Raw genomic sequence first — 16,715 nt, forward strand, 5'->3', positions numbered from 1 at the left:
GCGTCCAACGGATATTTCCGGCGCCTCACTCCACCGGATAGGGGCCATCGCGAAAGAGGCGGTCGTGATAACCCTTGCTGCCTATCTCGCGTGCCAGCGGGCTGCGAATGTCCTCGTCGGCCCGCAGCCGCGCAATCAGCGCGCGGAAGTCATGGCGTGGCTGCCAGCCGAGTTCGGCCCGCGCCCGGTCGTTGACGTAAACGCGATCGATGCCTGGAATCATCGTCCAGCCGCGCCGCGCAAATTCGGCTTCATAATCCGGCACGTAACGGCGGACTACAAGCGGCGCGTCGGTGCGCAGTTCCGCGGCGTCGTGGCGCGTGAAGGGCGTAGTAGCGCTGATGATGTATTTCGCGAAACCGGCCGCTGGCGCGTGACGGGCCGCCAGCAGATGCGCGCTGACTACGTCTTCGATATCGACGCGGCGATAGAGGAACTCGTTGGTTTTGGCGTTGGCATCGGTGTAGGCCTCGCGTACCGCGCGATTGTCGTCCTCTTCGGGAAAGAAGCGCGAGGTGCGCAGCACGATGGCGCGAAGTGAATGATTGCGCGCGAATAGCTGGCACAGATCCTCCGCAGACGCTTTGGTGACGCCGTAGATATTTTTCGGTACCGCCGTGACGTCTTCGGTTATCCAGGCGGCCGGCTCGCCCGGCGGCGGAACCAGCGCATCGCCGAAGACGCTTGTGGTGCTGGTGTAGACGAACGCCGTGACGCCGCCGGCAGTGGCTTCTTCAAGCAGATTGAGCGTGCCGGTGATATTGACGTCAACGAAGTCCTGGCGCCTGTGCGTCGCAACGTGCGGCTTGTGCAGCGTGGCGGCGTGCAGCACGGTCGTAACGTGCTTCATGCAACGGCGCACGAAAGCCCGGTCGGCGATCGAGCCTACCTGGTGCGTAAACGCGCCAGGCCGAACATCAATGCCAACGGTCTCGCGGCGCTGCGCCTGTAGCGTACGCACCAACGCCTCGCCCAAATGGCCGGAACTGCCGGTCACCAATACCGTCACGCCGCTGTAACCTTTCGCGCGCCTGCCTGGCTCAGGTCTTGTAGCTCGGGTCGATTCGATCCAGCTTGCGCAATAGCGGCGGCCACACCAGCTCGGTCGAGCGCCGTTCCGCGAAATCGGCATTGGCGAACAACCGCTCGTTCTTGTCGATCACGGCCTGTTCGATCGGATAGGCGGTCGGACCCAGCATGCGGGTGCGCACCTGCATCGTGCAGGCCCGTTCCAGATGGTACATGCGCTCGAAGGCGGAGGCGACCGAACGGCCGACAGTCAGCGTGCCGTGGTTGCGCAACAGCATGTGGTTCTTGTCGCCGAGGTCCTTCTGCAGCCGTGGGCGTTCGTCGTGATCCAGCGCCACGCCTTCGTAATCGTGGTAGGCGAGGTCGTGGGTGACGAATTGCGCGGTCTGGTTCATCGGCAGCAGGCCTTCCATGCAACTCGCGACTGCCGTGCCGTCAGGCGTGTGCAGATGAAGCACGCAGCCGGCATCCTCGCGCACTTCGTGGATCGCCGAATGGATGGTGAAGCCGGCCGGATTGATGCTGTACTCGCTCTCGCTGAGCTGATTGCCATGGAGATCGACCTTGACCAGGCTCGACGCCGTGATTTCCTCGAACATCAGGCCGTACGGGTTGATCAGGAAGTGATGGTCGGGGCCCGGCACGCGCGCCGAGATGTGGGTGTCGACCAGATCATCCCAGCCATACAGCGCGACGAGGCGGTAGCAGGCCGCGAGATTGATGCGCTGGTTCCACTCGGCGTCCGTCATGCCGGAGGGAACTTGCTTCAAGCGAGCTTTAGCTGGCGACATGGCGCGCTTTCTCCCGTGCGTTGCTGATTTTCGAGAGCAAGCCTAATCCCGTGCCGGACGGCCAGCAAGGCAGTCGTCACGGGTGGCAGTCATGCCTTTGCGGGCTACTACGGCGCCGGAATTGCCAGCAGTGTGGAGATGCCACGGCCGCGGATATCGTAGACACGCGCGAACACGACATCGTCACGCTTGATTTCCACCATGACCGGCGCGGTGAGGCCCTTGCAGTAGAACTCGCCCAGCGTCATCGCGAAATCGGCGGACTGGCTGTCCCAGCCGATCGTGAAGTCGGGGCCGAGCGCCACCTGCGCCGGACGCTGCGGGCCGCACACCGCGACCTTCCATTTACGTCCCAGCGGCGGCACTTCCTGCCGCTCGACCAGCTCTTCGCGCAGGCCGTCAGACGCCTGCTTCAGCGCCAGCCCCCAATAATCGAGCATGAACAGGCTGTCGGCGCCACGAACGGTGCCGGCGATATGATTGAAATGGGTGTACTCGTAAGGGTGCAGGCGGATCATCTCGCTCAGCGGCAACAGCAAGCCGAACGTGAACACCGCCAGTGCGGCAGGTTGCCAGCGGCGGTGATTATCCTTGAGCCAGGTCATGGCCCAGGAGAACGATACGCCGGCGAGCACCGCCATCGGCGGGATGACGAAGACGAAATGCCGGATGCCGTTATAGAGCGCCGGCCGCTTCACCATCGCGATCACCAGCGGCAGGCTGGCCGCCAGCGTCAGCATCAGCAGGATCGTCTTGCGGCGGGCCGACACATCGCCGCGCGACAGCGACATGAAGGTGCCGACGACGCCGGCGAACAACAGCGCGAGCAATACCTCGGGAAGCTGCAGCGCGAACAGCGTCGGCAGGTAGGACCACGGCATATCGGGCACCGATACCAGCGCGCCGTCGAACATTTCCTTCCATGGCTTTTCGAAGAAGTGCGAGAAATAGGTCAGCGCCTTGAAGGGATGGTCCGCCTCCATGATGGACCATGGCCACACCAGGCCCATGATCAGGTATCCAAGCACGAGGCCCGGCAGCAGCACGTATACGACATGGGCGAAGCGGCGGATCGCTTCGCGCCGGCCTTGCGTGCGAACTTCGTCGATCAGCAGCGGGACGAAGCCGACCATCGCGTAGACCACCGCCATCCCGCCGAGAATCCGGCAGCCGATGGAGAGACCGGCGCCGAGGCCGACAATCAGGATGGTTCGCGGCGAGGGCGCGGGATATTCCTCCGCCAGGCGCACCAGACCCAGGATCAGGATCACCATCGAGACGGCAAACGGCGCGTCCTTCGGGTTCATGAACATGTGCCCGTAGAAGGTCGGGCACAGCGTCAGCAGCAACAATGTCGCAAGCCCGGCAAGCGGGCCGCCGACACGCCGCGCCAGCCGCCAGGTCACGGCAAGGCCGATCACGCCGACCACGGCGCCGAGCAGACGGCGCGTTTCAAACAGTTCGAGCGGGATGACCTTGTGCAGCAGGGCCGCCGCCATGTCGAAGCCGCCGCCATACATATAGAGGTTGGCGAACGACAGCGCGCCGGTGTCCTTGAAGCCGGAACCGTACATCCGCAGCAGCAGGTCGGCATATTCGGCGTGCGTGTAGTCGTCCCAGCCCAGTCCGTAGTCCCGGAAGGTCAGACCCGCGACGAGAGTGACCACGGCCAGCACGAAGATGGCAAGGTCGTCGCAGGTCCGCTCCAACGAGCGCCGCGCGGGCGTATCGAGAGCAGAAGTCGTGATGGCTGACATGGCGATTGGTAACCCAGCGTCCCCTATGGCCCAGCGCGGATATTCTTGAGCCTCATTCCCCGGGTACCCATATAGCGCAGTTCCATTTCCAAGTAATTGGGAATTGTGGCTTTAAATCCCTGATGCGATGCAACAAAAGGGCGGTAATTGATAGTTGGTAAAACTACGGTCGGCGGGCTGAACGGTATCTGAATGGCAAAGATCGCGGTGAGCGAAATCCTGCAACCAGACGAAGCGGGTACGGAACCCTGGACGCAATTGGCGGTTGGCGGTGCACACAATATGACGGTATCGTGGCGTGGGGCGGCTTGCGAGCGTTTCGGGCGCGGCTGAGGGGTTAATTCGATGATGGTTGTCATGTTGATCGCCGGAATCGGCCTTGTTTTGGCGGGCCTGCTGGCGATCGGCTTCGGTATCCCGATCAAGGAATTCAGCACCGGCAATACGCTGATTATCGCCGGCGTGATCGGCGTTTGCAGCGGCGCGATCATGCTCGCGCTCTGGATGACGGTCCGGGAATTGAAGAACATCGCGCGGCGGCTCGGTACCGGCGTGCCGGAAGCGCGTAGCGACGTCGCGATGCGGCCGGCGCTCCCCCTCGGCGCGACGCGGGATTCCGCTTCCAATGGTGGCGGCTTCCCGGCCGCCGAACAGCCTGGCGGCCCAATGGCCGCACCGCCGCCTTGGCAGAATGAAGCTGTCCTGCGCGACCATCCGGTTCCCGAGCCGATGTTTCCGGAAGAGGCGGCGCCTCCATCGGCATCCAAGCCAAAGCGCAACCTGTTGTTTTCCTCGACATCGCGGAAAGAGCGCGAGCGCGCCCAGGCCCGGGCCGGTGAACCGCCCGATCTGTTGTCATCCGACCTTCGCTCCAAGCCGCCCGCCGTGCCTCCGGCCGAGCCGCCTCCGCCATCGTTCGAAGATGCCTGGCCGAAGGCGGACCGCGCAAAGCCCGGTGAAGGTCCGCTGCAGCGGCGCGGCGGGCGTACGCCCCAGCCGAACGCAGAAACCAATGGCGGACCGGCGCGCGCCGAGGATCAGCCGGCGGTGACGGTGCTGAAGTCGGGCGTTGTCGATGGCATGGCCTATTCGCTCTATTCCGATGGTTCGATCGAGGCCCAGATGCCGGAGGGGATGATGCGCTTTGCCTCGATCGATGAACTGCGTGAGCATCTCGATCAGCGGCACTGAAACCGGCAATACTTGCGGCGAGGCCGGTCTTTGAAAATAAAGCGCCGCCGTTCTTGTCAGTTTCCCGGCACTTCGTTCATATTCGCCAAGTTGTACGAGGTTCCGCGGATGTATAGGCACGGTTGATGCTGCTCGAACCGTGTGGCCGCCCGATACATTCGCGATCCCAGAAGGTTGAGCCATGACCGATTCCGCCGGCAAAACGCCCGTCGAACTGACCGCCAACATCGTATCGGCCTATCTCAGCAACAATCCGACCCAGGCCTCGGAAATCCCGAACCTGATCAGCCAGGTCCATGCCGCGCTGATGCGGGTGTCGAGCGGCCGCCCCGAGACGCCGCTCGAGCCGGCCAAGCCGGCCGTGTCGGTGAAGAAGTCAATGACGCCCGAATATCTGGTGTGTCTTGAGGACGGCAAGCGCTTCAAGTCGCTCAAGCGCCATCTGCGCACGCAGTACAACATGACGCCTGAGCAATATCGCGACAAATGGGGCCTGCCGCCGGATTACCCGATGGTGGCGCCGAACTACGCGGTGGCGCGTTCACAGCTCGCCAAGAAGATGGGACTGGGCCAGCAAGCGCGGAAGCGAAAATAGACCCCCTCATTGCGAGCGTAAGCGACGTGTCCGCCGTAGCTCAAAGAGCGAAGGCGGAAGCAATCCGTCTCTTGGTCCGGGGATAGATGGATTGCTTCGTCGCTTCAGCACAAAATTGCTTTGCAATTTTGTCGCGAGCTCCCTTGCGCAAACGCTTCGCGTTTGTCGCAGGCAATGACGGTGTCTACGAAGCCGCAGCCAGCGCCTCGCGCGCGTCGGAGCGAATGCGCTCGACCATCGAGCGCAGGCCGTTGGAACGCTGCGGCGTCAGGTGATCGCGAAATCCGAATTCGTCGAATACGGCAAGCGCATCCGCTGTCAGAATCTGCTGCGGCGTGCGGCCCGAATAGAGCGTGAGCAGGATTGCGATCAGGCCGCGCACGATATGGGCGTCGCTATCGCCCAAATATTTCAGCCGCGGCTCGCCGTTGCCGCTACGGTCGATCTGCTTGGAGAGCCAGACCTGGCTGACGCAGCCGTTGACCTTGTTCTCGGCGGAATGCTCGGCCTCCGGCATCGGATCGAGTGTGCGGCCGAGCTCGATGACGTACCGGTAGCGGTCGTCCCATTCCTCCAGCAGCTCGAAATTGTCCCTGATTTCGTCGATCGTCATGTTGGCCCGCGTCGGTTTCCTTAAGGCCTATATAGGATGCGGATCAAACGAAAGCGATGGAAATGGAACCGGTTCCGTGGCCTTATTTTTCGGCCAACGGCGTCCGCGGCAGACGCCATTCGATCGCCACGTCGTCCTCCGTCAAAGCTTCGGAGGGCGACGCCACTAGGGCCTCAGCGTCGCCGGCGGTGCCGATCGAACTGGTATGGTCGGACTTCTTGTCCGGGACGCTGGGCTGATCGGGCTTGGTGATGATCTTGTACAACTGGCGAGCGCCATCCTGCGCGCGCTGGCCGATCGCAGTCGCGGCCTGACCGCCGATTTCGCAGGCCGCCGGCTGACGCTTGCAGAATTGGCTCATGTCGGAGACGGCGGCGGTCGCAGCCGATACCGCTTCGGACGCGCCGATCTGCGGCACCTTGTCCAAGTCAGGCGTCTTTTCCCTGGGCAGCAGCACGAGCACCAGCCCGAGCCAGAATGCCATGCGAAGCAGAAAAAACATCTCGCGATCCCGGTCGTCTTATGGTTGTGCTGCGGTTAACCCGCAGCTTCGTTTCTGACTACCAGTCGTGGATAAATCGTAAGTGTTTGCATTGAGGTAAATTCGGCGAAAATTTGCAGAAAATTTCAATGATCTGATTCTGCGTAAATATTCGATTGATGACGGTGAGTGCGGGAAAAGCGGCGCATCCACCATTTCGAAACCATAGACCGGTCGCGCTGGAAACCTGTCGTTCACCATCTGCGTCGAATGAAGGTCGCGCAAGGTGCCAAATTTCCGGCGAAGACGCGGTGTCGGGGCGCTGATCCACTGCGCCTTAGCGTTCGCTTAAGTTCGCTCTGACACGGTGGCGCAAAGAATAGGGGGCGTTCCGGCGCGTCTGTCTGACGAACAAGCCGAAGCGCGGAGCCGTGACTGTTTTGAGTATCATACGCGATTGTCTCGATGCGTTGCTGCATCCCTCGGCACGATATGATGCGCTGACGCGTGCGCGTCATCGCGCGTTCATGGCGCCGCGGCTGCTCGGCAGCCTGGTGGCGCTTGCGGCTTTTCCGGTTTATCTGGCGATGCGCGGCGCGCCCACGGCGCTCGAGGTCGCAGCCTTCGCCTGGCTGACCGCGCCCATTCTGTTGTCCTGGTTCCTGTCGCGCACCGGCCGCTACGAAGGCACGCATATTCTCTCCGCGCTGGCGCTGGCTGGCCTCGTCATGATGGTCGCCGTGACCACCGGCGGTATCGAATCATTCGCCGCGGTCTGGCTCATCGTTGTTCCCCTCGAAGCGGCGCTGTCGGCTTCGCGCCGCGTGGTCGCATTCGCCTCCGCGCTGGCGCTATCATGCGCCGCCTTGCTGATCGCGCTCGGACATTTTCACCTCCTGCCGGTGGCAGAGCCGAATGCGGCCCTGCACGGCGTGCTGATGGGGGCTGGCGTCGCCTCCGCAACGCTCTATGCCGCGGGATTGGCCGTCAGCGCGGAATCGCTGGCGCGCACTTCCGTGGCGTTGCTCTATCTCGAGGAAGACCGCTATCGCTTGCTCGCGCGAAACATGAGCGACGTGATTTCGCGGCACAGCCGTAACGGCGCAGTGGAGTTCATTTCGCCGGCGGCGGAAGCCATGCTCGGCACGCCGGTCGCCCGGCTCACCGGTCATGGCCTGTTCGACCGCGTCCATGTCGTCGATCGTCCGGCCTATCTCACTGCGCTAGCGGATGCCGCGCGCGGCAGCGAGCAACGCGTCGAATTCCGTCTCCGCCGCGACGCGGTTCGCGGCCAGAACATTTCCGCCGATTTCATCTGGGTCGAGATGGGTTGCCGGCCGCTCGAGCAGGGCTCGCCCGAGGCTGAGGTTGTCGCCGTGATGCGCGACGTCACTGACCGCAAGATCCAGGAGCAGGCACTCGAACTGGCGCGCACCGCTGCCGAGCAGGCGGATGCCTCCAAGACGCGATTCCTGGCCACCATGAGCCACGAACTGCGCACGCCGCTCAACGCCATCATCGGTTTCTCCGAGATGATCGTGCACGAAGAAGCGATGATGATCGACGCCGCGCGCCGCAAGGAATACGCGCAGCTCATCAACGATTCCGGCCAGCATCTGTTATCGGTCGTCAACGGCATCCTCGACATGTCCAAGATGGAAACCGGCAATTTCGAAATTTCGCCGGAGCCGTTCGCGCCGCGCGCGGCGCTGTTGCACTGCTGCGATTTGCTGGCGCTGAAGGCGCGCGACAACGGCGTCGACCTGATCACCCGCGCGGCGGAGGACTTGCCCGTGATGAACGGCGATCCGCGCGCATTCAAGCAGATCGCGCTGAACCTCGTCGTCAATGCCATCAAGTTCACCGAGCGCGGCGGCAGCGTGACGGTTTCCGCCGAGGTCGAGGGATCGCGGCTGATGCTGACCGTCACCGATACCGGGGTCGGCATCGCCGCCGAGGATCTCGCGCGGATCGGCGATCCGTTCTTCCAGGCCGGCAAGACCTATCAGCGCAAGCACGAAGGCACCGGCCTCGGCCTGTCGATCGTGAAGGGCTTGGTCGGATTGCACAATGGTGAGATGAACGTGGAGAGCAGGGTGGGCGAGGGCACCACGGTGGCTGTTGCCTTGCCGCTTGACATTGCGCCGTTGCTGACGACTTCAAACAACGTCGCGACGCTGAAACCGGCGCCGCGGCCGGAATCGCAGGATCAAGTCCATCAGGTGAAGAAACGTGCCCAGGCGAATTGACGACGATGACGAGATGCCGCGCCGCCGCCGTCGCAGCGCGAAAGCGGTTGCGATCGAAGCGGAGGAGCAGCGCGGCCTCGTGATGCGCATCTTCCTGCACAGTCCGAAAGACATGGTCGCGGGCCTGCTCGCCGCTGCCGCGATCTGCGCCATCGTCGCCAATGCACTGTTCCTGCAGGCCGGCCGCCATCCCTCGCCGATGTTCGGCTCGGTCGTAACGCTGCCGGCGCCGCAAGGCCCCGTCGTGAGCCCGTTGCCGCGCCCGCGCCCGGTCGAACTGACCGCAAGGCCGGTCGAGGCGGAGCCGCCGGAAATCAGGCCCGTCGAGGTGAGGAGCGCTGATCCCAAACACGCCGAGACCAGGAGTGCCGATCCCAAGAGTGATACCAGGAGCGATTCCAAAAACCCTGACCCGATGGCCAATCTGGTGGTCAAGTCGACCGGTGCGCCCACGGCTGCGCCTTCGAATGTGGCACGTCCGCCGGCGTCGATACCGGCCACCGCGCAAAGTGCCGGCGCACGCCGCGTGGCGGCGGTGCAGCGCGCGCTCACGCAATATGGCTACGGCCAGTTGAAGCCGACCGGCGCGGTCGGTGCCGACACGCAGGCCGCGATCTCGAAATTCGAGCGCGACCGCAAGCTCCCGGTGACCGGCCAGATGTCCGATCGCCTGGTGAAGGAGCTCACGGCGATGATCGGCCACCCGATCGACTAGCTTCCGGCAACATGCTGGCCTATACCGTCGCCATCATGCGATTGAAATCAAGCATCTGGGTGGCCGCTTATCTGCGCCGCTGCCAGAACGAGGGAATCTTTGGCGCCGTGCGCAAGCGCGGGGCGGAGGAGGCGGGGGCGGTGTTCGTCAAGGTGGCGCTGCTCGACGGCAACGCCATGCTGTATGCACCGGCGCCGCAGACCGTCTATGACGAGAGCCGCCCGGCCGAGCGCTTGTTCGCGCCGGCTTCGCCGCAGCCGGTGCCCGAGCAGTCCGTGGAAGAGCGCCTCGCCAAGGAACTGCGGTTCGATCCCGATGCCTGGATCGTCGAGACCGAGGACCGGGCAGGGCGGCATTTTCTGGATCTGGCGAAGTCTTAGCGTTTCGGGCCGTCGGTGCCGGTGCGTGTCGCCGGAGAGCTTCCGGGCTGCACCGAGGGGCGTGTTTGCGAGGTCGCCGCGCGGGCGTGATGTCGCTCATCGTCGTACAGCGCTGAGCGATATTTGGCGCGGGTGACGGCCATGGTCGAGCCGCGCCACGCCGCCAGCATCACGAGCGCGGATCGCTCGCTCAGGCGGTCGTAGAGCCGCGACAGCCTGTAGACGTGGTGCACTGAGGAGCCGAACTCGGGATTGAGGAACAGCAGCACGCGCTGGAATGCGGCGCTCGACATGTCCAGTGCGCGCGCGGCGCAGGCCAGCGGCTCGCCACCGGGATCGTGGACCACCTGTTCGGCAATCCGCTGCGGCAGGATCAGCGCTTCGCCGAGTTCGAGCGCGAAGTTTGCGGTGTCCTCAGCGAATGCGGCCATTTCCAGGATATGGATCGCGCGCGCGGCGCGGGCTGCAGGAATGCGCGCCGAGGCTTTCAGTGGCGTGTCGGCGAGATTGTGCAGGATCAGCGCGCGCTCGCTGGCGCCGGCCGCGAAGAACATGTCGCTGATTTCGGCGGCATCGTTGGGCCGCATCGACAGGCTGGACGCCATCCGCAATTGCGCTTCAGTCGGCGGTTTCACCGCCGGCGCGCTGGTTGGAGCTGCGGCAATCGCAGCCGCGAGCGGAAGGGGCTCGCCGCGGTGCGAACGCTGCAGCCCGAGCTTGTCCATGATCTCGGCCGGCGTCGCCGGATAGATCGCGAGCCGCGCCCGCACCGCGGCGCGGGTGGCGTCGTCGACCTGGTTGATCAGGCGGGACGTCAGTTCGACGAACTGCCGCTCCTCGTCGGCGGAATGGGCGTTGGTCTGGACATAGAGGTCGGTCAGCACGCGCAGCAAGGTCGGCCTGATATCAACGCCCTCGCGGCGCGAGAGCGTCATCAGCCCGTCGAATCCCGGAAACAATGGAGTGGCGGTCATGTCAGGTGTACGCGACTTCGGTAATCCCTCGCGTCAGCCTATGCACGGCGCTTTAAGAGTTGGTTAAGGAAAACAGCCCGTGAAGGAATCCGATAAAATGCGAGCTTTCGGCAAGGGAGCGCCGGGATCCGTAACTGTACCGCCCACACAAATTAAGATGCCGTTAACCACGTTCTGTTCTGAATAATGGCATGTCGCTGGCCGGATCGTGTCCGTGCGGCAACCAGAGAGAACGGAACATGGGCACCATCATTGAATTTCCGGCGGATGCGGCTTCGCGGCGGCCGGGCTCAACCATGGATGGCGCTCCGCGCGATGGCTTGGGAACCGTGCTGATCCTTCCCGTTGTCCGCATCGAACGTAAAGCCGGCGAGACCGGCGACGGGCGCGGACCGGAAGAGGGGGCTGCGCCCGGTCGCCGTCGCCGTCGGCGCCCCTGAACGACGGACATTTGAAATGCCGGAGCTGTGCCTCCCGATCCGGACCACCGGGCTTCGGTCACTCCCGGTCCTTATGCTGCTGGTGGCAAGCACCGCGCTCGGCGGCTGCAGCGGCGGCGATTTCGGCCGCACCCGTGCGGATATGCGCAACGACGACATGCACCGCTGGCTGGGTGCCGAGGCCACGGCCAGCGTCGGCCTCAAGCCCTCGCACTTCCAGCTTACCGAAAACGAGCGCCAGCTTCGCGATCTCGCCTATCCCCTGATCGAGCCGCCGCACTCGCGCCCGGCCTGGAAGAGCGTGTTCGGCGATTACCAGCCGTTGCCCTCGCCGTGGCGGCAGAAGGTGGTGTTCGACCGCACCACCTATGGACGCGCTTTGATCGACGAGCCGCACCGCTCGCACACCTCGCGTTATCAGCAGTTGATCGAGGACGTCCGCAACGACATCACGAGGTTCGAGCCGTTCTTTGCCTCCGCTACGAGCGTCATCGAGCTCGACCGCAAGCGCAGCGCCAGCCTGAAGATGGTCTCGGAACTGTCGCCGGCCGAGCAGGCCGATGCGATCGCCCGCATGGAAGAGAACACGCTGATCGTGCAATGGGTCCAGCAATGCCTGGAGCGGCGCATTTCATCGTACCGCTGGGCGCTGGAGCGGCTGGTGATTCACGCGCCCGACGGTATCGCATCCGACGCCGACCGCCTGATCGGCGAACTCGCCGCGCAAACCGCCAACCCGCCGGTCGCCGCCCAGCCGGTGATCGGGCGTGCGGTGACGGTGAAGGGGTAGAGGCGTGGACTCATTAGCACGCAGCGAAATGGCCAGCGGTGGCGCCGGAATGTTCTGAATTTACTTCGGCTTTCTTGAGCGGACCGGAAGTCGGTAGTCCTGCCAAACCGGACGTGAATCACCCATCTCGGACTTGATAGGGTCCTTGATAGGGTCCTTATGTGCCTGCGCGGTCGATCTCAGAAATTGCACCGCCAATGTCAGCCGGTTCACACTTACCCGCACGTTTCGTCCCACGCCCACAGATTGCAAAGATCACCGACGTGAAGTTTGTGCCACCGCCTAATGGAACGGAAGCCTAACCCGGATGTCCGCCCGTCAATAAAGCGGGGCAGAAGCGGCTCCGCTAAATTTCTGCGTGTCGAGGCTGCATTGCAGCAATTCTTCAGGCGCGCGCCAAAAACGTCATTCAGGTGCCAAACCCGGAACTTACAACCACAGGACGGCGTTACCGCTGGCTTGTCGGCCTCATTTCCATATCTGTACTGCGTTGGGAGAAGAGCTGTGGTCACCGGTACGGTCACGAACTTCACCGACCCACTACCCTTTCAGCGGGCGCTTCCGGCGGGCGATTTTGAGCTCTTGCCCACAACGCGCGGCGCGTTCCGCGGCAAGCTTGTTCAAGCCAAACTCAACAAGATATGGATGACGCGAGGCCAGGAAAACCTGCCTCGCGTTCTGATACGTTCTACAACCGCGGATCGGGCAACGATCGCCTTCCATACTGATTGCAATCAGCCAAGAATGCATCATTGCGGAGCGGACGTCGCGCATGACGCTCTGATCGTCAACAATTCCAGTGTGATGCATCGTCGGACCTATGGAGCCAGTCGCTGGGGGTCAATGTCGCTTGCTCCGGAAGAACTGGCCTCGGCCAGCAGGGTCATTTGTGGACATGAACTGGACGTATCGCAGGTGGCTCCTCTTGTGCATCCCGGTTCAGCACTGATGGGCCGATTGCTCGATCTGCATCGCCAGCTCGGCGGACTTGTCGAAGAATCCGATGAAAAACTTGCGAACGTCGAAGTCGTGCGAGCGATCGACGATGAGCTGGCTTACCTGATGGTGAGATGCCTGGACGAAGGTTTGCCGGTCACAACGACACAAGCTGAACGAAACCACTCCAGGATCATCCGGCGTTTCGAGGAATTTCTCAGGGAGAATCTGCTTCAGCCGCTGTATGTCGCGGAAATATGCGCGGCGACGGGAGCTTGTGAACGCAGCCTGCGGGCCTGTTGCCTTGAGCATTTCGGCATGGGTCCGGTTCATTATCTTTGGCTGCGCCGTATGCATCTCGTGCGGCGGACGCTGCTGCTGGCCACACCGGAAACCGCCACCGTCACCCGAACTGCGATGGATCACGGCTTCTGGGAGCTTGGAAGATTTTCGACGCAATACCGTTCGCTGTTCGGCGAGCCCGCCTCGGCAACATTGCAGCGCTCGCCGCCGCCAGGATTGATCTTCCACTGAAAATTTGCCGAATTTGCATAGTGTGACGCAACGCGCGCTGTTTCTCTGGACGCAGGAAGTATCGTGCCGGAAGCCGGGCTCAAATGATCCTGAGTCATCCGCACGCCGGCACTTGGCAGACCAGAAAAATTCCTCGGGGATTTCACGAGGAGAACAGCCATGGTGTGCACCGAGCACGCCACTATCATGGCCGCGTCCGGATTCCGCGAAGGGATGATCTGGATCCCCGGTGGTACGTTCCGCATGGGCTCGGACAAGCATTATCCGGAAGAGGCGCCTGTTCATCGCGTCACCGTGGACGGCTTTTTTATCGATCGGACGCCCGTCACCAACCGGCAGTTCAAGGCATTCGTTCGTGCGACCGGATATGTCACGCTGGCCGAGATCCCGCCCGATCCGACGCAATATCCCGGCGCGCTGCCGCACATGCTGTTTGCCGGCTCGCTGGTGTTCACACCACCCAAACACGCGGTCGACCTCCGCGACTGGTCACAGTGGTGGGACTTCACCAGGAATGCGGACTGGCGTCATCCCTATGGACGCAAGAGCAACATCAACGCGCTCGACAACCATCCTGTCGTGCATGTCAGCCATGACGATGCAGCCGCCTATGCCAAATGGGCGGGCAAGGAGTTGCCGACGGAAGCCGAATGGGAATTCGCCGCGCGTGCCGGACTGGACGGCGCCGAATATGCCTGGGGCGACGAACTGATGCCCGGCGGCCGCCACATGGCCAATACCTGGCAAGGCAATTTCCCGTACCAGAACCTGAACGAGGACGGTTTTCCGCGCACCTCGCCGGTGACGGCGTTTCAGCCGAACGCCTACGGCGTCTACGACATGATCGGCAATGTCTGGGAATGGACGAACGACTGGTATTCGCCGAAGCACCAGGCGGAAGCGCCGAAGGCGTGCTGCATTCCCGAGAACCCTCGCGGCGGCCCCGAGGCCGCGAGCTATGACCCCAGCCAACCCACGATCAGGATTCCGCGAAAGGTCATCAAAGGCGGCTCGCATCTGTGCGCGCCGAACTACTGCCGTCGCTACCGGCCGGCTGCGCGCCATGCGCACCCGGTCGATACGTCCACGAGCCACATCGGATTCCGCTGTGTGGTGCGTGGAAGCCGACCTGCTGGAACAGAAACCAAGAACGGGAGAATTGATGATGAGTGACCAGTCCAAGAGTTCAACACCGGACCAGGCGACGGATTCGTCCAGTCAACTTGACCGCCGCAACCTGCTGCTTGCCGGTACCGCACTCGTGGCGGCCTCGGCAGTCGGCTCGACCGCCGCAGTCCAGACGGCTCAGGCCCAGCAACAGCCGGCCGCGACTGGCGGCCGTCCGCCAAACGTCCTGGTGATCTGGGGCGACGACATCGGCATCTGGAACATCAGCCACAACAACCGCGGCATGATGGGCTACATGACTCCGAACATCGACCGGATCGCCCGCGAGGGCATATCCTTCACCGACTACTACGGACAGCAATCCTGCACGGCCGGCCGGGCTGCTTTCATCGGCGGCAACGTGCCGGTCCGCACCGGCATGACCAAGGTCGGCCTGCCTGGCGCCAAGGAAGGCTGGCAGAAGACAGACGTGACGATGGCAACCGTCATGAAGAGCCGGGGCTACGCGACCGGCCAGTTCGGCAAGAACCATCAGGGCGACCGCGACGAGCACCTGCCGACCCAGCATGGTTTCGATGAGTTCCTCGGCAATCTCTACCACCTGAACGCGGAAGAGGAGCCGGAAAACCGGGATTACCCGAAAGATCCGGAATTCCGGAAGAAGTTCGGTCCGCGCGGCGTCATCAAGGCTTCGGCGGACGGCAAAATCGAAGACACGGGCCCGCTCACCCGCAAGCGGATGGAAACGATTGATGACGAGACGGTGGCGGCCGCCAGTGACTTCATCCAGCGTCAACATCGCGCCAACAGGCCTTTCTTCTGCTGGTGGAACGCCACCCGGATGCACTTCCGCACGCATGTGAGGAAGGAGCACGAAGGGTTGTCGGGACCGAACGGCAACGAGTACCAGGACGGAATGGTCGAACACGACATGCATGTCGGCCAGTTGCTCAAGCTGATCGACGATCTCGGCATCGCCAACAACACGATCGTGTTCTACTCCACCGACAACGGACCTCACTTCAACAGCTGGCCGGATGCCGGAACGACCCTGTTCCGCAGCGAGAAGAACTCGAACTGGGAGGGCGCGTACCGCGTACCGGCGTTCGTGCGATGGCCGGGCAATTTCCCGGCCAACACGACGCTGACCGGCATCGTCTCGCACGAGGACTGGCTGCCGACGTTCGCCGCTGCAGCCGGCGATCCCAACATCAAGGACAAGCTGCTGCAGGGCGTCGAGTTGAACGGCCGCAAGTATCGCAACTACATCGATGGCTACAACATGCTGGATTACCTTACCGGCAAGGCGAAGGAATCGCCGCGCAAGGAGTTCATGTACGTCAACGACGACGGCCAGGTCGTGGCGATCCGTTACGACGCCTGGAAGGCTGTATTTCTGGAGAACAGGGGCCAGGCATTCGAGGTCTGGCGAGAGCCATTCGTCGAACTCCGGGTCCCCCTGCTCTTCAACCTGCGGCGCGATCCGTTCGAACGCGCCCAGCACAACTCGAACACCTACAATGACTGGTTCATCTCCCGGGTCTTCGTCATTGTGCCGCTACAGACCATGGCCGGCAAATTCCTGATGTCCATGAAGGACTATCCGCCGAGCCAGTCGCCGGGCTCGTTCAATCTGGAGAAAATCCAGAAGCAAATTGCTGCTGCCAGCAGCGGTGGCTGATCTTCATGCCGGGCTGCATCAAGAGGGTGCAGCCCGGCTGAACTTTTGGAGATGCCAGATGAAGCGTCGCAAAATTTCTGCCTTGGCCAGGAATTTCGTCGTCGCCACCGTCGTGGCGGCGATGTGCCTGCCCGCCCGCGCGCAGAATCGCCGCCGATGCGGACCGCCTGATCGGCGAACTCGCCGCGCAAACCGCCAACCCGCCAGTTGCGGCCCAGCCCGTGATCGGGCGCGCCGTGACGGTGAAGGGGTAGACCAACGCGTTACTCATAAATCTGAAAAGAGCCATGTACATGGCGATGTCGGGATTCCGCTCAGAAGCGGACATCTGGGCAGGTCTTCAGCGAGTCTGCTATGTGGCCAAGAGGCGACATGGCATCGCATCTGCAAATGAAAAGAGGCCGCCTCAGTTGGCTGCCTCTTTTCCCATA

At 62.9% G+C, this 16,715-nt stretch carries 18 protein-coding genes; 10 read left to right on the forward strand and 8 right to left on the reverse strand.

The features are described from left to right. Positions 1–25 precede the first annotated feature (25 nt). The 4 genes from GWE18_RS00630 to GWE18_RS00645 all read right to left on the reverse strand — a co-directional run bounded on the left by GWE18_RS00630 (position 26) and on the right by GWE18_RS00645 (position 3,936). A complete protein-coding gene (locus tag GWE18_RS00630) occupies positions 26–1,009 on the reverse strand; it encodes an NAD(P)-dependent oxidoreductase (RefSeq protein ID WP_275183893.1) in 984 nt (327 codons plus the stop codon). Between the two features lie 31 nt (positions 1,010–1,040). Further along, positions 1,041–1,820 carry a class II aldolase/adducin family protein gene (locus GWE18_RS00635; RefSeq protein ID WP_057902226.1) on the reverse strand — a complete coding sequence of 260 codons (780 nt, stop codon included), beginning with the start codon at positions 1,818–1,820 and terminating at the stop codon, positions 1,041–1,043. Positions 1,821–1,927: 107 nt separating this feature from the next. Continuing rightward, positions 1,928–3,577 carry a glycosyltransferase family 39 protein gene (locus GWE18_RS00640; protein WP_275183894.1) on the reverse strand — a complete coding sequence of 550 codons (1,650 nt, stop codon included), beginning with the start codon at positions 3,575–3,577 and terminating at the stop codon, positions 1,928–1,930. Between the two features lie 23 nt (positions 3,578–3,600). Further along, complete coding sequence (locus tag GWE18_RS00645) at positions 3,601–3,936, reverse strand: hypothetical protein (protein WP_275183895.1); 336 nt, start codon at positions 3,934–3,936, stop codon at positions 3,601–3,603. Between GWE18_RS00645 and GWE18_RS00650 the strand changes: the two genes are divergently transcribed. Both GWE18_RS00650 and GWE18_RS00655 read left to right on the forward strand, forming a co-directional pair. Continuing rightward, positions 3,935–4,768, forward strand: a complete 834-nt coding sequence (locus tag GWE18_RS00650) for a DUF308 domain-containing protein (RefSeq protein ID WP_342804211.1) — start codon at positions 3,935–3,937, stop codon at positions 4,766–4,768. The genes GWE18_RS00645 and GWE18_RS00650 overlap by 2 nt on opposite strands. A 181-nt stretch (positions 4,769–4,949) precedes the next feature. Further along, positions 4,950–5,363 (forward strand): MucR family transcriptional regulator, encoded by a 414-nt coding sequence (locus GWE18_RS00655; RefSeq protein ID WP_057854862.1) that lies wholly within the window; start codon positions 4,950–4,952, stop codon positions 5,361–5,363. A gap of 184 nt (positions 5,364–5,547) precedes the next feature. On the opposite strand, the gene GWE18_RS00660 is transcribed toward GWE18_RS00655, so the two are convergent. Together GWE18_RS00660 and GWE18_RS00665 are read right to left on the reverse strand one after the other, a co-directional pair. Beyond that, positions 5,548–5,976, reverse strand: coding sequence for a SufE family protein (locus GWE18_RS00660; protein WP_275183897.1), 429 nt, complete (start codon positions 5,974–5,976; stop codon positions 5,548–5,550). 82 nt (positions 5,977–6,058) lie between these two features. Beyond that, positions 6,059–6,478: a DUF5330 domain-containing protein gene (locus GWE18_RS00665; protein WP_275183898.1), complete on the reverse strand. Its 420-nt coding sequence runs from the start codon at positions 6,476–6,478 to the stop codon at positions 6,059–6,061. Positions 6,479–6,888: 410 nt separating this feature from the next. Between GWE18_RS00665 and GWE18_RS00670 the strand changes: the two genes are divergently transcribed. Genes GWE18_RS00670 through GWE18_RS00680 form a run of 3 tightly spaced genes read left to right on the forward strand, consistent with a single transcriptional unit; the run spans position 6,889 to position 9,801 of the window. Further along, positions 6,889–8,706 (forward strand): ATP-binding protein, encoded by a 1,818-nt coding sequence (locus GWE18_RS00670; RefSeq protein ID WP_275183899.1) that lies wholly within the window; start codon positions 6,889–6,891, stop codon positions 8,704–8,706. After that, positions 8,690–9,421, forward strand: a complete 732-nt coding sequence (locus GWE18_RS00675; protein WP_275183900.1) for a peptidoglycan-binding protein — start codon at positions 8,690–8,692, stop codon at positions 9,419–9,421. The genes GWE18_RS00670 and GWE18_RS00675 overlap by 17 nt, the downstream gene beginning before the upstream one ends. 35 nt (positions 9,422–9,456) lie before the next feature. Then, positions 9,457–9,801 (forward strand): DUF1491 family protein, encoded by a 345-nt coding sequence (locus GWE18_RS00680; RefSeq protein ID WP_247829993.1) that lies wholly within the window; start codon positions 9,457–9,459, stop codon positions 9,799–9,801. Here the strand turns inward: GWE18_RS00680 and GWE18_RS00685 are convergent. Further along, positions 9,798–10,775 (reverse strand): DUF2336 domain-containing protein, encoded by a 978-nt coding sequence (locus GWE18_RS00685; RefSeq protein ID WP_275183901.1) that lies wholly within the window; start codon positions 10,773–10,775, stop codon positions 9,798–9,800. The two genes, GWE18_RS00680 and GWE18_RS00685, sit on opposite strands and share 4 nt — an antisense overlap. A gap of 239 nt (positions 10,776–11,014) precedes the next feature. Here GWE18_RS00685 and GWE18_RS00690 point away from each other — a divergent pair, with 239 nt between their 5' ends. The 5 genes from GWE18_RS00690 to GWE18_RS00710 all read left to right on the forward strand — a co-directional run bounded on the left by GWE18_RS00690 (position 11,015) and on the right by GWE18_RS00710 (position 16,284). Further along, the gene (locus GWE18_RS00690) at positions 11,015–11,215 is read left to right on the forward strand and encodes a hypothetical protein (protein WP_275183902.1); all 201 of its coding nucleotides are present in this window, start codon (positions 11,015–11,017) and stop codon (positions 11,213–11,215) included. Positions 11,216–11,288: 73 nt separating this feature from the next. Next, positions 11,289–12,005 carry a hypothetical protein gene (locus GWE18_RS00695; protein ID WP_275184630.1) on the forward strand — a complete coding sequence of 239 codons (717 nt, stop codon included), beginning with the start codon at positions 11,289–11,291 and terminating at the stop codon, positions 12,003–12,005. Positions 12,006–12,509: 504 nt separating this feature from the next. Continuing rightward, positions 12,510–13,475: a helix-turn-helix domain-containing protein gene (locus GWE18_RS00700; protein ID WP_275183903.1), complete on the forward strand. Its 966-nt coding sequence runs from the start codon at positions 12,510–12,512 to the stop codon at positions 13,473–13,475. Positions 13,476–13,634: 159 nt separating this feature from the next. Next, on the forward strand, positions 13,635–14,648 hold the full coding sequence (locus GWE18_RS00705) for a formylglycine-generating enzyme family protein (protein WP_275183904.1): 1,014 nt from the start codon (positions 13,635–13,637) through the stop codon (positions 14,646–14,648). After that, positions 14,641–16,284 carry an arylsulfatase gene (locus GWE18_RS00710; RefSeq protein ID WP_275183905.1) on the forward strand — a complete coding sequence of 548 codons (1,644 nt, stop codon included), beginning with the start codon at positions 14,641–14,643 and terminating at the stop codon, positions 16,282–16,284. Before GWE18_RS00705 ends, GWE18_RS00710 begins: the two co-directional genes overlap by 8 nt. Here the strand turns inward: GWE18_RS00710 and GWE18_RS00715 are convergent. Next, on the reverse strand, positions 16,232–16,612 hold the full coding sequence (locus GWE18_RS00715) for a hypothetical protein (protein ID WP_275183906.1): 381 nt from the start codon (positions 16,610–16,612) through the stop codon (positions 16,232–16,234). The two genes, GWE18_RS00710 and GWE18_RS00715, sit on opposite strands and share 53 nt — an antisense overlap. Positions 16,613–16,715 lie beyond the last annotated feature (103 nt).

The sequence above is a fragment of the Bradyrhizobium sp. CSA112 genome, assembly GCF_029051645.1.
Taxonomy (GTDB): Bacteria; Pseudomonadota; Alphaproteobacteria; order Rhizobiales; family Xanthobacteraceae; genus Bradyrhizobium.

What these genes read in the sequence shown, in the direction of transcription:
- GWE18_RS00635 (WP_057902226.1), bottom strand. Translation starts at nt 1,820, where the DNA reads ATGTCGCCAGCTAAAGCTCGCTTGAAGCAAGTTCCCTCCGGCATGACG.
- GWE18_RS00640 (WP_275183894.1), bottom strand. Translation starts at nt 3,577, where the DNA reads ATGTCAGCCATCACGACTTCTGCTCTCGATACGCCCGCGCGGCGCTCG.
- GWE18_RS00650 (WP_342804211.1), top strand. Translation starts at nt 3,935, where the DNA reads ATGTTGATCGCCGGAATCGGCCTTGTTTTGGCGGGCCTGCTGGCGATC.
- GWE18_RS00645 (WP_275183895.1), bottom strand. Translation starts at nt 3,936, where the DNA reads ATGACAACCATCATCGAATTAACCCCTCAGCCGCGCCCGAAACGCTCG.
- GWE18_RS00655 (WP_057854862.1), top strand. Translation starts at nt 4,950, where the DNA reads ATGACCGATTCCGCCGGCAAAACGCCCGTCGAACTGACCGCCAACATC.
- GWE18_RS00660 (WP_275183897.1), bottom strand. Translation starts at nt 5,976, where the DNA reads ATGACGATCGACGAAATCAGGGACAATTTCGAGCTGCTGGAGGAATGG.
- GWE18_RS00665 (WP_275183898.1), bottom strand. Translation starts at nt 6,478, where the DNA reads ATGTTTTTTCTGCTTCGCATGGCATTCTGGCTCGGGCTGGTGCTCGTG.
- GWE18_RS00680 (WP_247829993.1), top strand. Translation starts at nt 9,457, where the DNA reads ATGCGATTGAAATCAAGCATCTGGGTGGCCGCTTATCTGCGCCGCTGC.
- GWE18_RS00685 (WP_275183901.1), bottom strand. Translation starts at nt 10,775, where the DNA reads ATGACCGCCACTCCATTGTTTCCGGGATTCGACGGGCTGATGACGCTC.
- GWE18_RS00690 (WP_275183902.1), top strand. Translation starts at nt 11,015, where the DNA reads ATGGGCACCATCATTGAATTTCCGGCGGATGCGGCTTCGCGGCGGCCG.
- GWE18_RS00695 (WP_275184630.1), top strand. Translation starts at nt 11,289, where the DNA reads ATGCTGCTGGTGGCAAGCACCGCGCTCGGCGGCTGCAGCGGCGGCGAT.
- GWE18_RS00705 (WP_275183904.1), top strand. Translation starts at nt 13,635, where the DNA reads ATGGTGTGCACCGAGCACGCCACTATCATGGCCGCGTCCGGATTCCGC.
- GWE18_RS00710 (WP_275183905.1), top strand. Translation starts at nt 14,641, where the DNA reads ATGAGTGACCAGTCCAAGAGTTCAACACCGGACCAGGCGACGGATTCG.
- GWE18_RS00715 (WP_275183906.1), bottom strand. Translation starts at nt 16,612, where the DNA reads ATGTCCGCTTCTGAGCGGAATCCCGACATCGCCATGTACATGGCTCTT.